The sequence below is a fragment of the Dasania marina DSM 21967 genome, assembly GCF_000373485.1.
In the GTDB taxonomy this organism is placed as follows: Bacteria; Pseudomonadota; Gammaproteobacteria; order Pseudomonadales; family Dasaniaceae; genus Dasania; species Dasania marina.
Map to the genome: position 1 here is coordinate 126,463 of NZ_KB891586.1, position 19,730 is coordinate 146,192.

Annotated in this window: 14 protein-coding genes; 6 read left to right on the plus strand and 8 right to left on the minus strand. The window is 48.9% G+C overall.

Translation table 11 applies throughout. The features are described 5' to 3' along the window. Positions 1–117: 117 nt before the first annotated feature. The 4 genes from B067_RS0113355 to B067_RS0113370 all read left to right on the plus strand — a co-directional run bounded on the left by B067_RS0113355 (position 118) and on the right by B067_RS0113370 (position 4,221). Positions 118–1,086, plus strand: coding sequence for a CorA family divalent cation transporter (locus tag B067_RS0113355; RefSeq protein WP_019530586.1), 969 nt, complete (start codon positions 118–120; stop codon positions 1,084–1,086). A gap of 36 nt (positions 1,087–1,122) precedes the next feature. Beyond that, positions 1,123–2,271: a cation:proton antiporter gene (locus tag B067_RS20480; protein ID WP_169335577.1), complete on the plus strand. Its 1,149-nt coding sequence runs from the start codon at positions 1,123–1,125 to the stop codon at positions 2,269–2,271. A 99-nt stretch (positions 2,272–2,370) separates the two neighbouring features. Beyond that, on the plus strand, positions 2,371–3,552 hold the full coding sequence (gene purT / locus B067_RS0113365; protein WP_019530588.1) for a formate-dependent phosphoribosylglycinamide formyltransferase: 1,182 nt from the start codon (positions 2,371–2,373) through the stop codon (positions 3,550–3,552). A 72-nt stretch (positions 3,553–3,624) separates the two neighbouring features. Continuing rightward, positions 3,625–4,221, plus strand: a complete 597-nt coding sequence (locus tag B067_RS0113370; RefSeq protein WP_019530589.1) for a nucleotidyltransferase family protein — start codon at positions 3,625–3,627, stop codon at positions 4,219–4,221. 5 nt (positions 4,222–4,226) lie between these two features. Here B067_RS0113370 and B067_RS20485 read toward each other — a convergent pair whose 3' ends face one another. From B067_RS20485 to B067_RS0113385, 3 genes are read right to left on the minus strand one after another with little or no spacing between them, the layout of a single operon-like run. Continuing rightward, complete coding sequence (locus B067_RS20485) at positions 4,227–5,189, minus strand: XdhC family protein (protein ID WP_019530590.1); 963 nt, start codon at positions 5,187–5,189, stop codon at positions 4,227–4,229. A 45-nt stretch (positions 5,190–5,234) separates the two neighbouring features. Then, positions 5,235–7,430: a xanthine dehydrogenase family protein molybdopterin-binding subunit gene (locus B067_RS0113380; protein ID WP_019530591.1), complete on the minus strand. Its 2,196-nt coding sequence runs from the start codon at positions 7,428–7,430 to the stop codon at positions 5,235–5,237. Then, on the minus strand, positions 7,427–7,927 hold the full coding sequence (locus B067_RS0113385; protein WP_019530592.1) for a (2Fe-2S)-binding protein: 501 nt from the start codon (positions 7,925–7,927) through the stop codon (positions 7,427–7,429). Before B067_RS0113385 ends, B067_RS0113380 begins: the two co-directional genes overlap by 4 nt. A 292-nt stretch (positions 7,928–8,219) precedes the next feature. On the opposite strand from B067_RS0113385, the gene B067_RS0113390 reads away from it, so the two are divergent. Continuing rightward, positions 8,220–8,657: a GFA family protein gene (locus B067_RS0113390; protein ID WP_019530593.1), complete on the plus strand. Its 438-nt coding sequence runs from the start codon at positions 8,220–8,222 to the stop codon at positions 8,655–8,657. Between the two features lie 153 nt (positions 8,658–8,810). Next, positions 8,811–9,596 (plus strand): substrate-binding periplasmic protein, encoded by a 786-nt coding sequence (locus B067_RS0113395; RefSeq protein ID WP_019530594.1) that lies wholly within the window; start codon positions 8,811–8,813, stop codon positions 9,594–9,596. A 65-nt stretch (positions 9,597–9,661) separates the two neighbouring features. On the opposite strand, the gene aceF is transcribed toward B067_RS0113395, so the two are convergent. The 5 genes from aceF to B067_RS0113420 form a co-directional block, all read right to left on the minus strand. Further along, positions 9,662–11,659: a dihydrolipoyllysine-residue acetyltransferase gene (gene aceF / locus B067_RS0113400; protein ID WP_019530595.1), complete on the minus strand. Its 1,998-nt coding sequence runs from the start codon at positions 11,657–11,659 to the stop codon at positions 9,662–9,664. 49 nt (positions 11,660–11,708) lie between these two features. Further along, the gene (gene aceE, locus B067_RS0113405) at positions 11,709–14,357 is read right to left on the minus strand and encodes a pyruvate dehydrogenase (acetyl-transferring), homodimeric type (RefSeq protein WP_019530596.1); all 2,649 of its coding nucleotides are present in this window, start codon (positions 14,355–14,357) and stop codon (positions 11,709–11,711) included. A gap of 271 nt (positions 14,358–14,628) precedes the next feature. Further along, positions 14,629–15,738 (minus strand): response regulator, encoded by a 1,110-nt coding sequence (locus tag B067_RS21355; protein ID WP_019530597.1) that lies wholly within the window; start codon positions 15,736–15,738, stop codon positions 14,629–14,631. A gap of 41 nt (positions 15,739–15,779) precedes the next feature. Continuing rightward, complete coding sequence (locus B067_RS20495) at positions 15,780–18,635, minus strand: insulinase family protein (RefSeq protein WP_019530598.1); 2,856 nt, start codon at positions 18,633–18,635, stop codon at positions 15,780–15,782. Then, positions 18,628–19,707, minus strand: a complete 1,080-nt coding sequence (locus B067_RS0113420) for an AI-2E family transporter (RefSeq protein WP_019530599.1) — start codon at positions 19,705–19,707, stop codon at positions 18,628–18,630. Before B067_RS0113420 ends, B067_RS20495 begins: the two co-directional genes overlap by 8 nt. Positions 19,708–19,730: the final 23 nt, after the last annotated feature.

Consider the following 19,730-nt stretch of genomic DNA (forward strand, 5'->3'; position numbering starts at 1 on the left):
ACGGCCATCTATACTTTATTAAAGCACTGTTTAAGCACTATTCCACTGCTGCTCTTCTTACTGTATAAATCGATACTGTATAAAGCTAGTAGTATAGCTACCAACCTAGGGATACGCATGTTTGCATTGAAGTTTGAAAATAACACATCCACGGTGCTGGATAATCATGACCTACCCCAGCAAGATCAGGCCGATGTTTTTTACTGGTACCACTTTGATGGTGACTTAGAAGACGCTAGACAGTGGCTAAAAGATCAATTAAAAACTGATAGCCACAGCCTTAACGCGCTCTGTGACGAGCTAACCAGACCTAGGGTATTCGTTAACGACAGCGACCAACTGCTGCTCACCTTACGCTCTATCGACTATAAAGATGAAAACGAAGCTGAGTTCCCTTCTTTGCGCGTCTGGCTTAGCCAGAATGTTTTAATCACCTTGGCCCGCGTCACCGTACCTGCGGTCGCGGTATTATCAGAAAAAATACAACTGCCCGATAAATATGCCAAAACGCCCTCTTATTTAATCTGGCGCTTGGTGGATTTAATCAGCGATCATATCAGCGCGTATATAGTTGACCTGGACGAAAATATCAGCAACATAGAAGAAGAATGGGAGCTAAATCAACGCATGGACTCCCAAACTCTACATAACATACGTTTGAATATTTCCCATGTAGGGCGTTTTTTATTAGCGCAGCTAGAAGCACTACAAAAACTGGATCATGAAGTCGCCAACATCAACTCGTCTCAACATGATAAAAGTCTGTATCACGTGCGCTGGCGAGAAACTATTAATACCCTTAGGCGCGATATAGAGCTGCATAGCTCTATACGCGAACGTATAAGCCTGTTGCGTGATGCCCAGCAACAGCGCAATCATGAAACCTCTAACCGCACCATTTTATTACTGTCAGTAGTGGCTACATTTTTTTTACCGCTAACCTTTATTGCCAGTTTATTAGGCATGAATGTCGCCGGGATACCCGCTTACGACCATCCCATGGCCTTTGCAGTGGTATGCATCATAATGATTTTTATTGCGCTAATACAATGGTTGCTATTTAAACACTGGCGCTGGCTTAAGTAATTTCTGCGGAATCTCACTATGTTTATGGACCCCTTAATGCCACAAGTAGTTGCCGCTATTTTATGCATATTACTAACCGGCATTATTATTAAATTACTACGCCAACCTCAATTAATTACCTATTTATTAGTGGGAATGTTAATAGGCCCTTGGGGATTAGGCTTGGTTAGCGACCCCGAGTTAATTACTCGCTTAGGCGCTATAGGGGTAGTGCTACTGTTATTTTTTGTAGGCATGGAAACCGATGCCAGCAAGCTAGTAGCCAATTGGAAACTAGCGGTGTTTGGCACGGTGTTGCAAATACTGCTAAGCATAGGCTGCGTGTGGCTAATCGGCATGTGGTATGAGTGGAGCTTGGCCCGCATCATACTGATAGGCTTTGTGGTTAGTTTAAGCAGCACCGTGGTGGTAATTAAACTCCTACAAGATAATGGCTTGCTCAATTCAAAAATGGGTCAAGGGGTCTTGGGTATAACTCTGGCGCAAGACTTAGCCATTATTCCCATGCTAATTATTTTAGGCTTGTTTACCGCCGACAGTATTAACCCCGAGCATTTGGCCAAGCAAGGCATAGGCACTGTTATCGCCGGCGCGCTGTTTGGCTATATTGTTTACCGCAAAGAAATACATCTGCCCTTTGCCAGCTGGCTGCACAATGATAGAGAGCTGCAACTATTTACCGCCCTCAGCGTGTGCTTTGGCTTATCACTGATTACCGCTTGGTTTGATTTATCTACCGCACTGGGTGCCTTTATCGCCGGTATGTTGATAGGCGTAACTAAAGAAACCCAATGGGCACATCACAACCTAGAGTCTTTTAAAGTCTTATTCGTTGCCTTGTTTTTTGTGTCGGTGGGTATGTTATTAGACTTAAATTTTTTACTAGAGCATTGGGCGCAAGTATGTTTTTTAGTGCTTAGCGCCCTAATCACCAACACCTTTATAAATGCCCTAATACTGAGAATGGCCAAGTTTAGCTGGCACGACAGTTTGTTTGCCGGGCTGCTGCTATCACAAATTAGCGAGTTTAGTTTTGTCTTAGCGGCCGTGGGTTATCAAGCCCATATAATCACTAACATTGCCTACCAACTGGTTATTAGCGCCATAGCCCTATCACTGCTGGTTAGCCCGCTGTGGATAAACTCTGGGCGAAAATTATTACACTGGCATCAGGCTAAACGCTAAGCAGCAGCCAAGCCGCTATTATCCTCTACAAAAAACAATCGCCAGCCGCTTTGGAAACAGCGTAAAATAGTGCTTTTACCATGCAATTAGGACTGGATTATGACAACACTAGGCACTCCCTTTTCGGCTACCGCAACCAAAGTCATGCTACTGGGGTCTGGCGAGCTGGGTAAAGAAGTGGCCATAGAGCTACAGCGCTATGGTGTAGAGGTAATAGCCGTAGACCGCTACGCCAACGCCCCCGCCATGCAAGTCGCCGACCGTAGTCATACCATTAACATGCTGGATGGCGCAGCCTTACGCCGCATAGTCGAAACCGAACAACCGCATTTAATTGTGCCCGAGATAGAGGCCATAGCCACCGATGAACTGGTTCAGCTAGAGCAAGAGGGTTACACCGTCATCCCCACCGCCCGCGCTGCCCAGCTCACTATGGACCGAGAAGGCATACGCCGCTTGGCCGCCGAAGAATTAGGCTTGGCCACCTCCCACTATATTTTTGCCGATACCAAAGCTGAGTTTTTAGCCGGCGTTGCAAGCGTAGGTATACCCTGTGTGGTTAAGCCTGTGATGAGTTCATCGGGCAAGGGCCAAAGCACCATTAAAAGCGAAGCTGATATAGAGCAAGCCTGGCAGTATTCGCAGCAAGGCGGCCGCACCGGCGAAGGCCGGATTATTGTTGAAGGCTTTGTAGCTTTTGATTATGAAATTACCTTACTCACCGTGCGCCACCGCGATGGCACCAGCTTTTGCCAACCCATAGGCCATATCCAAATCGACGGCGATTACCGCGAGTCTTGGCAGCCGCAGGCCATGAGCAAACTAGCACTTCAGCGTTCACAGGCCATGGCCCTAACCATTACCGAAGCCCTAGGCGGCCGCGGTATTTTTGGGGTGGAATTATTTATTAAAGGTGACGAAGTGTACTTCAGTGAAGTATCACCGCGGCCACACGACACCGGCATGGTCACCATGATATCCCAGGACCTACCGCAGTTTTCACTACACGCCAGAGCTATTTTAGGGCTACCCATACCCAATATCGCCCAGCAAGGCCCTTCCGCCTCGGCGGTGATTTTAGTGGAGGGTGAATCACAACAACTAAGCTTTGCTAATGTTGATGCAGCACTCAAGCAGCCCGACACGCAAATACGTTTGTTCGGTAAACCCGAAGTAAGCGGCCGCCGCCGTATGGGTGTAGCCTTGGCAAAAGGTAAGGATATAGAGGATGCTAGGGCTAAGGCGCGTGCTGCCGCTGCGGCAATTACACTTAATCTTTAGTTCCTAGCTTCTAGTCGATAGTCGATAGTCGATAGTCGATAGTCGATAGATTTAAAATCATAACGGATAAATATGGCTAATAATATTGCTGCCATTGTACTGGCCGCTGGAAAATCAACCCGCATGGGGGCGCAGAATAAATTGCTGCTGCCCTTCAACAATGCGCCGGTGATTGTGCAAGTGGTGAAAGCGGCATTAACTGCCCAGCTGCAAAATATTATTGTCGTTACCGGCCATGAGGCTGACGAGGTTGTCCTAGCTACGCAAGGTTTGGCAGTGCGTTGTGTACACAACGCCGACTTCGCTTTGGGCATGGCCAGCTCCTTGCGTTGTGGCCTACAGGCTTTAGAGAGTAATGTTCAGCCTATTGATGGCGCGATTATTTTATTGGGGGATATGCCACTAGTTAGCGGCGCGGATATTAAAAAATTGTTAGCCTCATTCAGCAATACCGATCAAATTATTGCCCCTTATTACCAAGGCAAACGTGGCAACCCGGTGTTATGGGGCAGTGATTATTTTGCTGAGATAAAACAGTTAAGTGGTGATAGCGGCGCTAAAGCATTGCTAACCCGTCATGCTAACAACATGATAAAAGTACCGGTTGATCACCAGGGAATTTTTGCCGATATCGATAGCCCCGAGGCCTATGCCAAGTTGAAGCTATAAGTTTTTTACGCACGACTCAGCGTCGGTTTAAGCACACCATTTTTTAAGGCGGTGAGCTCTGCCAGTATCGCCAGCGCAATTTCCGCCGGGGTTTTACTGCCTATAGCTAAACCCACCGGGCCATGTAATCTATCCAACTCGGCAGCGCTAAAATCAAAATGTTGCTGTAAACGCTGCCGCCGTTTTACGGTAGTGGCCTGTGAGCCCAACGCCCCTACATAAAAAGCCTGCGATTTCAGCGCCGCCAGCAAAGCCATATCATCAACCCGTGGATCGTGGCTTAGGGTTACTATGGCAGTGCGCTCATCGGGTTTAAAATCCTTCACCGCATCATCGGGAAAGCCTGCAACTAAAGGGATATCGGGCAAGGGCCAAGCTTCTCGGTACTCAGGCCTAGGTTCACTCACGGTTACGCTATAACCTAAGGCGGGGGCCATTTCAGCTAGGTAGCGCGAGGTTTCACCGGCACCAATAATTAACAAGCGCCACACCGGGCCAAACACATTCACCCATGTATGCTCGTTTAATTGCGGCTTATCACCCACTTTAAATACTGCGTAATCTTGACTGCCATCGCTAAGCGTAAGGGTGAGGGTTTGCGTTTGCCTAGCGTGTAAGGATGCGATTAAATCTTGTAGTTGTGCGAGGTTATTAAGCGGTTCTAACACCAACTCTAACAGGCCACCGCAGGGTAAACCAAAACGGTGACGCTGCTCATCGGTTTCACCGTATTTTATTAACTGCGGCTGGCTAATCGGCTCTTGAACTAAGCGGCTGATTAAATCATCTTCTACACAGCCGCCAGAAATCGATCCATAAAAACGACCATCACTGCTTACCGCTAACAAGGCACCCACTGGCCGCGGTGAAGTACCCCAGGTGCGCGCCACCGACACCAGAGTTACTGCCAGACCCTGCTGCAGGCAGTGTAAAGCACCTTGTAAAACATCGAGCTGGCTATTCTTCATAACGAAAACTCATGCTTATGATTCATCGCAATTTTCACTCACCACTTATACCGAAAAACCAGCCAGGCTTAGCGGCAACTCACGTACCCGCACACCACTGGCAGTAAACAGTGCATTGGTCACCGCCGCTGCCAAAGGCGGTAGGGCTGGCTCACCGACACCGCTGGGTGGGTTATTGGATTCGATAAAATGCACCTCTATAGTTGGGCTGTTAGGCATACGCAGCAACGGGTATTGGTGATAATTAGTTTCTTGTATGCGCCCGGCTTTTATATCTACCGCCAACGCCAGCATGGTGGAGTAACCATCGATAACCGAACCCTGCACCTGGTTTTCGGCACCGCTGCGATTAATAATCGGGCCTATATCCCCCGCTACAGTAACCTTATGTAACTGAATTTTTTGTTCGCTATCCACACTCAGCTCCACCACTTCGGCAAAGTAACCGCCGTGGCTAAAGTGAAAAGCTAAACCCTGCGCGCTGCCCTTGGCCATGGTTTTGCCCCAGCCTGCTTTGCTGGCGGCGAGTTTGATGACCGCTGCCGCGCGCTGGGTATCTAACACTCTGCCAGCGCCTTCACCGGCAGGCCGTGTAGGTTGGCTCATTAACTCTAATAGTAACTCTAGATGATCGCGGCCTGCCGCATGGGCCAATTCATGGATAAAACTCTGCACCGCAAAGGCGATGCCGTTAGAGCCGGGCGCGCGCCACCAACCGCAGGGTATGCCGGTGGTGAATAAGCTTTGACTTAAGCGCACATGGTTTAGCAAGGGCGCGGGGAATTCATTGCTGTTTAAGCCGGCACCACGGGTGGGGGTTTTACCGTCTTCGGTAAAGCTAATGAAGTGATCGTCCCAGGCGATAATTTTGCCTTGCTTATCTAAGCCTGCGCGCAAACTGTGAAAGCCTGCTGGGCGATAAAAGTCGAAGGCCATATCTTCTTCACGGCGCCACTGTAGCTTAATAGGCAGGCCGGTGTGCTGGGCGATGGCTGCCGCTTCGCAGCAGTAATCATTCATTAACCTGCGACCAAAACCACCGCCTATACGGGTTTGATTAATAGTTACCGCCTTGGCATCTATACCCAAGGTCGTGGCCACTGCCGCTAGCGCATATTGCGGTGTTTGCGTGGGTGCCCACAGCTCACAACGGCCATTTGTGACTAGCGCGCTGCAGTTTTGCGGCTCTAAGGGCGCGTGCGCTAAAAAGGGATAGGCGTAAAACCCTGCTACGGTTTTATCGGCCTTTTTTAAACTGGCCGACACATCGCCCTGTTGTGTTAATAGCGTATCGCCCACTTGCTGGCTTAGGCCTTGGGCGCGCTGGCGCAGCTGTTGCCAATCATCTTTGGCTGCTTTGCTTTCGTCCCAGCTGACTTGTAGCTTTGTGCGAGCAGCGAAGGCCGCCCAGGTGGAATCCGCCACGATGGCCACGCCGGAGGCTAGCTGCCCTACATCGCCATTACCCGCCAATACAAAGGCATCGACCACGCCGGCTAATTTTTTTAACTCAGCAGTATTCGCCTGCAGTACTAGGCCGCCTCTGGCGGGGCATTTCACATACACCGCATACTTCATACCGGATAGGGTTTGATCTATGCCAAACAAGGGCTGACCTGTGACTAGGGCAAGATTATCCACCCCGGTTATACGCTGGCCTATCAGCTTGTATTGATCGGGGGATTTTAATTTTAAGCTACTGGCCTCTGGCAATGGCAACTTAGCTGCCCGCTGGGCCAAGGCACCGTAGCTTAGGCTACTGCCACTGGCGGCATGCATCACCTGGCCAGCTTGGGTATGGCAGCTGTCGGCAGCCACCCCCCATTGCTCAGCGGCGGCCTGCACTAACATGGCTCTGGCGGTGGCACCGGCTTGGCGTAACACATCCCAGTTGGTGGCTATAGAGAGTGAGCCACCGGCAAACTGCGGGCCATAGGCGGCCTCATCTATGCTGGCTTGTATGACACGTACTTGCTGCCAGCTTACGTCCAGCTCCTCGGCCACTATCATGGGCAGTGAGGTTTTTACCCCCTGACCAATTTCGGGATTTTTAGCGGCAATCACTACGCTGTTATCGACCAACACTTGCACATAGGCATTGAGACTTGTGCTTGCGGCCGCAGTGTTGGCTTTGCCCTGTAAGTGAAAACCCAAGGTTAAACCGCCACCAGCTACACCCATCAACTTTATTAATTGGCGGCGGCTAATAGCCCCTACTGGCTCAGTTAGTGAATGACTCATGAGTTTGCCTCCTTGCTACCGCTAGCGTCGTAAGCCAAGTGCTCGGCGGCATGGTGTATGGCTTGTTTAATACGGGTATAAGTACCGCAACGGCAGAGGTTGCCCGCCATCGCTTTATCAATATCGTCATCGCTGGGCTGGGGTTGCTGCTTTAACAGTGCCGCTGCGCTCATAATTTGCCCGGCTTGGCAGTAGCCGCATTGCGGCACATCGTTGTCTATCCAGGCTTGCTGTAAAGGGTGTAATTGATCGCCTTCGGCTAGGCCCTCTATGGTGGTGATTTGCCTGCCCGCTAAAGCCGCTGCCGGCATAGAGCAGGAGCGTATCGCTATACCATCCATATGCACGGTACAAGCGCCACAATAACCACCGCCGCAACCGTATTTGCTGCCCACTAAATTGAGTTCATCACGCAGCACCCACAGCAGAGGGATATCTGCCGGTAAATCTTTTAAGTGATGTGTTTTGCCATTAATAGTGAGGCTGAAGTCCGTCATCTGTTTTGCCACCTTTTATGTTTTATAGCCATGTCAGCTTAGCGCTTATGATTGTGTTTGCCTATGATCATGTCAATTGACTAGCCCCTGTACACAGGCCTATTTTGTCAGCCATTGTCAGCGTTGAGCAGCACTGCTACAGCTAAGCTCTTTTAGTATTCTGCCTGCTCCCTGCGCATTATTGCCACAGGTAAATAGTCTTATTATTTTGTGTGTTTGTGCTTAACTGCTAGGGTTATAGTGCTCAGTAACATGAGCGCGGTATAGACTCACTCTATAAAGGATAAAGATCATGTCACATAAATATGAAGGTGGCTGTGAACACATACATACCCATGCCAGTAACGAGCCCATAGACAATCACACTTGCCATTGCTCGGTATGCAAAAATGTTACCGGCCAAGATGACACCCACGTGGTATTTTTTAACTATGGCGACATATCGGTAGATAACATAGCGGGGTTAAAACGCCAGCCCTTTAACGCTAACAACCCCAACGGCCCCTTGGAGTTATGCACCTGTGGCGAATGCGGCACGCCAATCATGTTAGACGATAAAGAGAAACGTATACGCGTAATAGTCCCTAATCTTATGGGTTATAACAGCACACAGCTACCTGCCACTTACCACGCTTTTTATGACCCTGCCGCGGGTGCCGCTGCCCCCAGTGATGGCCGCCCCGTTTATGAAGCGCTGCGCCCTGACTTTGTCTGGCCTAAACCCGGCTAGGCAAACCCTAAATCATAGCGATTAACCAGCCCTGCCGCCTAGACAGGGCTTTCTTATTAGCATCAGCCTCTGCTTAAACTCTGCTAGACTGCAAGTAGCTTAAACTTATATACCCAAAACTATTAACGCTTTTCTTGTTTAACTGCAGTCACTATGAAAACCATTCTATGCCTAGCTGTATACTTAAGCTTATCGTTTAGCAGCTTTGCCGATGCTGAATTAAAGCGTATTAATTTCGCTACCGACACTTGGCCGCCCTACTTGGTAGGCAATCATCAAGGACAGATTAACCAAGGTGTATTGGTAGAAATTATTCATGAAATTTTTGCTCGCATTCCCGATGTCGAAGCAAAAATTCACACCATGCCCTGGAGCCGAGCCATAGTCGAAGTGCGCGCCGGCCGCATGGATGCCCTGCCCGGAGTGATTTATACCGAACCACGCAGCCATCACTTACAATACAGTGATGCCCTTTTTACTAGTGTGTCTAAATTAGTGTACTCGTCCCAGCAGTTTCCTAACAGCTTCCACTGGCGTAGTAAACGAGATTTTGCAGGCTTAAAAATAGCCGCCGTTAGAGATTATGCCATGTACGATAAATTAGTCTCTATGCTGGGAAACAGCAGTGAAGAGGTAATAGTACCGGTGCTATCCGATGATATATTAATAAAAATGGTAGGCGGCAACAGAGTAGAGCTAGGCGCAATCGATGTATTAACCGCGCTTTATTTAGCGAATATGTATGGGTTAGCAAACAAAATAGAATTTGCCGAACCAGCTATAAGCGAACACAGCTACTATCTCGCCATCTCTAAACAATCCACTAAGGTAGCACTCATCAGCACCATTAATAAAGTTATTGCTGAACTAAAAAACGAGGGCATTATTAGCGCTATTTTAGAACGCCACCGCATTGCATTAAGATCCCTAAGGGATTAGTTTTGTAAACCAACACCTATAAAAAAAGCCGCTACGATGAGCGGCTTTTTATTACATTAAAAGGCTTACAAGGCCAAACGACGGACATCGGCTAATAAGCTAGCCAAATAGGTAAAGAACCTACCTGCATCAGCACCGTTTACCACCCGGTGATCATAAGACAGCGCCAACGGCAGCATCTTCCTAGGCATAAACTCACTGCCATTCCACACCGGCTTTACTGCTAATTTTGACACACCTAAAATAGCCACTTCCGGCGCATTAACGATAGGTGTAAAACCGGTACCGCCTATACTGCCCAAGCTAGAAATAGTAAAACAACCGCCCTGCATCTCGGCGGGCTTTAATTTTCTATCTTTGGCTTTTGCACCTAGCTCAGCGGTTTCCGCTGCCAGTTCCCAAATTGATTTTTTATCGACATCGCGTATCACTGGCACCACTAAACCGGCAGGGGTATCTACCGCCATACCTATGTGCACATAGTCTTTATACACTAGGTTTTCACCGCTAGCATCTAGTGAGCTATTAAAGGTTGGGTTGGCGCGCAGCGCATTGGCGCAGGCTTTTAACAAGAAAGGCAATGGTGTTATTTTTACACCGCGCTTTTCTGCTTCTGCCTTTAAGCTCGCTCTAAAATCCTCTAAATCGCTAATATCAGCATCGTCAAATTGGGTAACATGCGGCACGTTTAACCAGCTGCGCTGCATATTCGCCGCGGTAATTTTCGCGATTTTGCTTAGCGGTTTTATTTCGACTGCACCAAACTTGGCAAAATCTATCGCCGGCATGGGTGGTATGCCTGAACCGCCGCTAACCGTAGCCGGTTTATTGGCTAAGCTATTTTTAACAAAGCTTTGTACATCTTCTTTTAATATACGGCCTTTAGGGCCGGAGCCTTTAATCTGCAAACCGTCTACACCAAACTCACGCATGGTTTTGCGTACGGCAGGGCCGGCATACATGGCATCGCCGACAAAGTCTTTACCCGAAACACGCTGCTGCGGAGAAGCCTCGCTAACTGCAGCGGGAGCCGCTGTAGGTTGAGCGGCTACAACGGGGGCAGCCTCTGGCGCGGCAGCCGGTGCAGGCGCTACGACGCCCTGAATTTCTAGCTCTAGTATGGCCGCACCTTCACTGGCCTTACTGCCTACAGTAATGGTAACGGAAAGCACTTTACCCGATTTCGGTGAAGGCACTTCCATAGAGGCCTTATCCGTCTCTAACACAATAATGGAATCGCCTTCGGCCACTTCATCACCGGCCGCCACACTCACTTCTATCACTTCGGCTTCACCACCGCCAAAGTCGGGCACCTTAATTACCTCTGTACTGCTGGCGACTTCCTGCGCAGGCGCGGCGGTCTCAGCTGCGGCTTGCGCAACGGGAGCCGGTTCGGCGGCAGCTGCTGGTGTAGCCGCGGCTGCTCCCACAATTTCTAATTCCAGCATGGCAGTGCCTTCACTGACTTGACTGCCTACAGCAATAGTCACAGCAAGCACTTTACCCGCTTTCGGCGCAGGTACTTCCATAGAGGCCTTGTCAGTTTCTAACACAATGATGGAATCGCCTTCGGCCAGCTCATCACCGACGGCGACACAGACTTCTATCACCTCAGCTTCACCACCGCCAAAGTCGGGCACCTTAATCACTTCTACGCTGCTTGCGCTGGCAGCAGACTCTGTTGGCTCTGCAACGGCTTCGACAGCTTCTTGTTTAGCCGGTTCGTCTTTCACAGCCGCTGTTTTTTCAGATTCTGCTTTAACAGATTCTTTTTTTGCAGGTTCTTTTTCTACAGGCTCTTTTTCTACAGGTTCTGCGGCAGTTTCGCCGGCTACCTCTATCTCTAATAGGGCTGCGCCTTCGGCAACATTATCACCCACGGCTATGCTGATAGCCGTTATGATACCGGCTAGCGGCGAGGGTACTTCCATGGACGCTTTATCTGACTCCAATACTACGATGGAATCTTCTACGGCAACTTGATCGCCTACCGCGACACAGATTTCAATGACTTCTACTTCGTCACCGCCTATGTCTGGCACTTTTACTGTCTGAATGCTCACACTGTCATCCTTCTATATTGTTCTGTTATCACCAAGGGTTGCGCCATGCTTAGCTGTGCATGGGGTCAGGTTTTTCGCTGTTTATACCTAACTGCTTAATCGCTTTTGCGACAACGCTGTGCTTGATAGCACCGTCGTCGGCTAAGGCTTTAAGCGCGGCAACCACCACAAAGCTTCTGTCGACTTCAAAGTGTCGACGCAGCTGTGCGCGGGTGTCAGAACGGCCATAACCGTCGGTGCCCAGCACCACATAACGAGCATCTATGTAGGGTGCAATTTGCTCACCGTAAGATTTCATATAATCGGTAGAACAAATAACGGGCCCTTCACGGCCTGCTAATTGCTCAGCCACATAGGAAACTTTTGGTTTTTGGTCGGGGTGTAAAAGATTCCAGCGGTCAACCACCATGCCTTCGCGACGCAGTTCGTTAACACTGGTGAGGCTCCAAATATCCGCGTCTACGGCGTAATCGTTGGCCAGTATTTCGGCAGCGGCTTCCACTTCGCGTAGGATGGTACCACCACCCAGAAGTTGCACGCGGTGCTTAGCCTTGCCTTTGGCTTCTTTCAACAAATACATACCTTTAATAATGCCCGCTTCTACGCCTAGCGGCATTTCTGGCTGCACGTAGTTTTCGTTCATTAAAGTAATGTAGTAGTAGCAGTTTTCCTTCTCTTGATACATACGCTGTAAACCGTCTTGAATAATCACGGTTAGTTCGTAGGCATAAGCAGGGTCGTAAGAACGACAGTTAGGAATCATATTGGCCATTAATTGGCTGTGGCCATCTTGGTGCTGCAAGCCTTCACCGTTTAGGGTGGTACGGCCAGCGGTGGCACCTAATAAGAAACCACGGGCTTGCGAATCACCCGCCGCCCAAGCCAAATCCATGATGCGCTGAAAACCAAACATGGAATAGTAAATATAAAACGGCACCATGGGGTATTGGTGATTACTGTACGACGTTGCACAGGCCAACCAGGCCGAAAACGCACCGGCTTCGTTAATACCTTCTTCTAAAATTTGACCTTTCTTATCTTCTTTGTAGAACATAATTTGGTCTGAGTCATGGGGCGTATAACGCTGGCCTTGCGACGAGTAAATTCCTAACTGGCGGAACATACCTTCCATACCAAAGGTACGCGCTTCATCCGGCACGATAGGCACTATGCGTTCGCCTATCTTTTTATCTTTGGTTAATGTTGAAAGCGTACGTACAAACGACATGGTGGTAGAAATTTCACGCTTGCCGCTGGATTTTAATTGCCCGCCTAGGGCTTCTATGCTGGGCACTTCCAAGGCTTCAAAGTCAGCCTTTCTTGAAGGGATGCTGCCCCCTAAGCTATCGCGGCGCTTTTTCATATAGATCATTTCTGGGCTATCGGGCGCGGGGCGGTAGTAGGGTACGTTTTCTAATTCGCTATCGGTAATTGGGATAGCGAATCTATCGCGGAATATTTTTAAGCTTTCTACATCAAGTTTTTTCAGCGAATGGGTTTCGTTTTGCGCTTCACCCGACGAACCCATGCCGTAACCTTTAACGGTCATGGCTAATACCACGGTAGGTTTGCCTGTGCTCTTAACCGCTTGCGCGTAACCGGCGTAAACCTTATATGGGTCGTGGCCACCACGGTTAAGCTTCATAATATCGTCGTCGGATAAGTCTTTAACCAACTCTAATAACTCGGGGTATTTCCCAAAGAAGTGCTCGCGGGTATACGCGCCACCGTTGGCCTTGTAGTTTTGCAGCTCGCCGTCACAGACTTCGTCCATGCGCTTTTGCAGTAAACCCGTTTTATCTTTTTTCAGCAGGGTATCCCAATGGCGACCCCATACTATTTTAATCACGTCCCAGCCTGCGCCGCGGAACACGCCTTCTAGCTCCTGGATAATTTTGCCGTTGCCACGCACCGGGCCATCCAAACGTTGTAGGTTACAGTTAACTACAAAAATCAGGTTGTCTAAGCGCTCACGGCCAGCCAGTGAGATAGCACCCAGTGATTCCGGCTCGTCACACTCACCGTCACCTAGGAAAGCCCAGACTTTACGGTCGCTATGATCTAGCAACTCACGGCTTTGCTGGTACTTCATAACATGGGCTTGGTATATCGCTTGTATAGGGCCTAGGCCCATAGATACAGTGGGGAACTGCCAGTAGTCAGGCATTAACCAAGGGTGTGGGTAAGAGGATAAGCCGTTGCCATCCACTTCGCGACGAAAGCCGTCTAATCGATCTTCAGTAATGCGGCCTTCTAAATAAGAACGGGCGTACATGCCCGGCGCACTATGACCTTGATAAAAAATTAAATCGCCAGGGCCATTATCGTTGCCCTTAAAGAAATAGTTAAAGCCTATATCGTATAAGGTGGCTGCCGAAGAGAAGGACGATATATGACCCCCTAGGCCATCATTGTTATCGTTGGCGCGCATCACCATCGCCAAGGCGTTCCAACGGATTAATGAACGTATACGTCGCTCCATGAACAAATCACCAGGCATGCGGCGTTCTTCTTGGGGCTGTATGGTGTTTGAAAATGGGGTAGTCGTTGCCGCAGGTAAGGTCGCACCGGCTTGTAACGCGTGCTCTGCTAACACTTTCATCAAGAACGAGGTGCGGTCATGCCCCCCGTGCTTAATAACATCATCCAAAGCCTCTATCCATTCGGCCGTTTCAATGGGGTCCTTATCCTGCTGCATAGTATTCCTCGTGCATAGTCGTTTTGCGATTTATTGAGGTAGCCCTTATGAAAGTGCCCGTAGGGTTGCTACGGGCACTTTGCGATATAAAAGCTTAGTCATTATAGACGGTATATGGAGTCTCACTTGACTTGTAAAAATACTACATTAATTCAAGTCATTTTGGAAATTTTATTCAGGCGCGATTATAGGCCATTTTTAGCGCGCTGAAAATCATAGTGTTATAGCAAACCGCGCTATGGAATTCTTTAAGCAACTTTTGCCGATCTAATTAGTTGGGCACCAGATTAAATAATAAGCGATTATTCTGCATAGCCACCATATTCCAGTCACCGGCGTTGCTGCTTTCACTATCGGACGGGTAATCGTATAGCGGCTCACTACTGCCCTTACCCGTAATTACTAGGCGCACCCCCGAGCCATTCAGCAAGGGCGAACTATTCATAAAACGGCTAAACGCTTCACTCTGCTCCACCGAAGCCAACTGCGCTTGCCCCGCCGATAATCCCAACTGGCTACAGGCGGCTAAAGGTAGATCGGCAGGGGCCAGCAACATTATTTGCTCGCCGCCCGCTATCAGCGTTTCGCTTAAACAAAACGCCCCTATATGCCCTTCTATTTGCAATTCACCGGCAAAGCCCATAGCGATTAAACGGCTAAGCATACCTTCGATGAGCCGTTGTCTAGACCCTGCCAAGGGCTGCTCGCCGTAATCATAACTTGCGGCTTGGCTGGCCGCCCAACTGCTGAGCTCATATAAATCCTGCTGCTGGCGCTGTAGCGCTTGTTGCTCGGCGCTGACCTTGAAGTAGAGCATAAGCACCAATAACAGACCTACCACCATCAGCGCGGCCACAGCGCTTAACCACTTAGGCCGGTTATCAACCCCGTAACTATTGGCTTCATACTGGATGGCCTCCAGCATAGGTTGCGATAGCGCAGCCTGCTCTAGCGTGGGGTGGCGAGGTGCTTCATCAAAATCAGCGCTAATCAGCTCAGATAGCTCCACTAGATCGACCGGCTGAGCCAAGCGCGCCAAGACATCGGACAAGGCTTTGTCGCTGGCGGGCTTGCTCAAGATATCCGCTGCCCCCAGGGCGTGAGCATGGCCTACATAAATATCGCCCGTTTTCGAGGTATGCATAATAATAGGAATAGCCGCCAGCTCAGGCTCAGCTTTTATGGCTTTCACAGCATCAAAACCATCCATGCCAGGCATCATATGATCCATAAAAATCATCGCCGGCCTAGCTGTTTTTAAATACGCTAAGGCCTGCTCGGCAGAGTCTACATTGACGGTTTCTATATTGTGTTTTTTTAACATCTTGCCCAGCATGGCAGAAGATGTACGGGAGTCATCAACAACTAGCGCGTGAGACATAAGCCGACCTTTTCACCCTATGGCGTGTTATCCATATATTGTTATTGGAAAGAATAATAACGCTGTTGGCCGGAAAATGCTTCCATAGATGAGCTGGACGGTTTCAGCAAAGCCGGTTGCTGGACGAAATTACCTGCGGTATACAACCATAGACTACGCTTGTCCGCATTGAACAGTTGCACCTGCATCAGCTGGCGCCACTGCTCCAGGCTCAGCGCGTTTAAGCCAGCTATACGCTGCTGCCTAGAATCAAACTGATAATCACCCATGGCTATATCCTGCCAAAAGCGCTCATGGGCTTCACCCATATTGGTCGCTTTTTGTGCGTAGCGCGCCACTAACACCTGCTTGGCATTGTTAAAGTCCTGCTCGCTTAACTCGGCCAGTGTCTGCTGTTTAGCTGCTATAAATTGCTCAAACTCGTGCTGCAAGCTTTGCACTCCCGCCACTGGCGACTGCACCACAAAAAATAAGCCTGGCACTTTGTGCATGGGATAAGCGCCAGAGGTAACGATATAACCCAGTTGTTTTTCTGTGCGCAGCGAGCTGTAAAAATCGGACTGATACAACTGTGCCGCTATTTCAAAGGCGGCATAATTAGCAGCCTGCTCATCATTAGCCTGTACATAGTAAAGCAAAGCCGCATCGCTATATTCATTAGCCACGGCCATAGCGCTAGCCTGCTCAGGCAAGCGCAGTATATTTATATCGGGCAAGGTGAATGCAGCAGGCTCGGGCTGCGGTAATAAGTGCCTAGCACTGGCAGCGATGGCCTGTGCCTGCTGCCGACTGTAGTTGCCGTACACCATAGCGTCTACATCCAGTTGCTGTAAAAACTGGGCAACATACTGCTGTAAATCCGCTAGCGTCAACCCGCTTAAGGCCTGCAGTTTATCCTGTTCGGTAAATAATGATTGATACATCAGCTGCGACAAATCATTCATTAACATATTGTAGGGTTGTTGCTTAACGGCGTTTTCTAAACTGCGCTGCATATCGGCTTTTATACGGCTAAAGCGCTGCTCATCAAACTCGGGCTGAGTCACAGCGACTAACATCTTGTGAAACAACAGTGGCTGTTTCTCATTAAAACCCGACACTTTTAAGCTCAGGCCGCGCATATGATTTTTAAGCGAATAATGTAAACCCGCTAAAGCGGCCGGGTAGGCATATTCGTTCATCTGCTCTTGCAGCATACGGGCATACAGCTTAAGTAATACTGCCTGCTCAGCACTCTGCCCCGCTAAGGGCGAACGCATGCTGATAGCGATAAACCCCTTAGGTATATTGAACGTGTCATCATTATTAAACCACCAGCGCCAGTGTGGTTGCTGCACGATAAACTGCGGTACTGGGCTGGCTTCGGCCGCAGGCAGTAGCTGAAAATCACTCGCTATAAAATGATTAGGCTTGGGCAATTGTATAGCCGGGTTGGGCTGCACCTGCTGCCAATGTTGCAGTTGCTGCGGCGCAATCGTTTGTACGCTATAGGGGGTTTGGTAATTTTTGCTGCGCTGATTAACCGCCACACCGGGAGCCGTAAGGGTTAACAACAGATTGCTAGGCGTAAGTGCTGCCAAATAGCGCGCAATTAAGTCGCTATCAAAGCGCTGCATCATATAAGGGCCGCGCAGCACGTCCTGCACCGGGTAGTAGTGCATATTGCTGGCCAGTTGGCGGCTGTACTGTATAGGCTGTACCGACTCTTGATAACGAAACTGTATGTCGGCCACCTTGGCCTGTTCTTCATACAACCAAGCTTGCGGCCCCGCTTGCTGCATAGTCGCCAATAATTGGAACACCGCAGTAACCACTTGCTGGTACTGTTGATAACCCTGTTCGGTTAACTTAATGCTAATACTAAAATTAGATCCGCCGCGATAACTTAAACCAGCACCAGCACTCAGCGCCTCGGCCCAGCCCTGCTGCTTTAAATAAGACAACAAACTACCCTTGCCTTCATGGCCAAGAATATTGCCTAAGTAAACCAGCGGCTTCTCTTGGTAGTAGTCATAGACATCATCTATAGGGAAGTTAAGCGTTAAGCTGCGCTGCTCTTGCTCCGGCTGTATCATGATTTGCATAGGCAGTGCGCCTGGCGTAAACAAGGGCTGTGCTATATCGCCCACACTAAGCTTACGGTTGGCGATGGCGGCAAAACGCGACTGCACCATAGCTTGCAACTCACTTAGCGGTTCTCGCCCTATTACCACCAGGCGCATGACATTGGCGGAATAATACCGTTGATAAAACGCTATTAGTTCATCCCGTAACGCGCCTTCAGAGCTAGACGACAAGGTGCTTAAGTTGCCCACACTAAATTTTGCAAAGGGGTGCTGAGGGTTGACCTGTTCTTTAAACACCTCCAGCGATTTGCGACCATCAGATTTTAACTTGGCCATGTACTCTGAATGCACCGCATTTTTTTCGCGCTCCACATATTGCGAGCTAAACAAAGGGGCGACAAAAAATTGTGAAAACCTATCCAGCGCCGACGCTAAATATTGCGGCTCTATATCAAAAAAATAATTGGTGTGTTCAAACGCGGTATAGGCATTATGGCTGCCGCCGTGCTGGCTAACAAAGGCTTGATATTCACCGGGCTCAGGATATTTTTCGGTGCCTAAAAACAGCATATGCTCTAAAAAATGCGCCAACCCTTCAGACTGTGCTGGATCTTGGCGACTGCCTATATTCAAATCCAAAGAGGCTGCTGCTTTCTCAGCATTAGGATCAGAAACCAACAAGACTTGCAGTTGATTCGCCAGCGTTAAGGCTTGATAACTGCGGCCATCATTGTCACTAACCACGGGCTGCTGAGTAAAAGGAAAGACACTACAGGCTACTAATAAAATACTACTTAGAGCTAACAACAAAGCCCTTACAACATTATTCACTTGTTAGTCCTTCTGCCGCCACTTGATGTTTACCCGGCCAAGCATTCAACACGGCCTTAATTAAAGTCGCCAAGGGTATCGCAAAAAACACACCCCACAGCCCCCACAAACCACCAAAAATTAACACTGCTAAAATTATCGCTATGGGATGCAGGTTAACCGCCTCAGAAAACAATAAAGGGACTAACACATTGCCATCCAAGGCCTGTATCACGGCATAAACAATAATTAAGGTAATAAATTCGGAGCCACTACCCCATTGAAAAAAGCCCACCATGGCCACCGGCACAGTCACTACCGCCGCACCAATATAGGGGATTAATACCGACCCCCCCACCAACAAAGCCATAAGCGCCGCATAGTTTAAGCCCAATATGGAAAAGGATATATACGACACCCCGCCCACGATTAATATTTCTATGGCTTTACCGCGCATATAATTAGCCACTTGCGCGTTCATCTCTAGCCACACTTTATTCAACATAGGACGGTCAGCGGGCAGGAAGGTACCCAGCCAAGCTAGCAGCGATTGCTTATCACGCAAAAAGAAAAACACCAAAATAGGCACCAGTACGATATAAATCAGTAGCCCCATCACATTGGCTAAATTTGAGAACGAAAACGACAGCAGCCACTGCCCAACATTGCCCAACTCTGCTTTTGCGAGGCCTACCCAATCTTTAATTTGCTCATGGCTAATAAACTCGGGGTAACGCTCGGGCAAAACCAATAACAACTGCTGGCCCTTGCCTATCATCACCGGTAGCTCTTGAAATAAGTTGGCCAATTGCCGCCAGGCTAAGGGCAGTAATAAAAACATCACGACGATAAAGACACCTATAAAAATGGTATAGGCCACTGTTATAGCGCACCAGTTAGGTACATTGCGGCTAATTAATTGCGCGATAATACCCTGCATCACAAAGGCAAAAATAATACTGGCGATAACGGGCGCTAAGACATTGCCCATAGTAACCACTAACAGCAGGCTGCCGAAAATCAGCATTAATAAAATCAACGCTTCTTCATCGGCAAAAATATGATCCAGCCATTTTTTAAGTACTGCTACCATGCCATTATCTCTTAGGGTGTTGA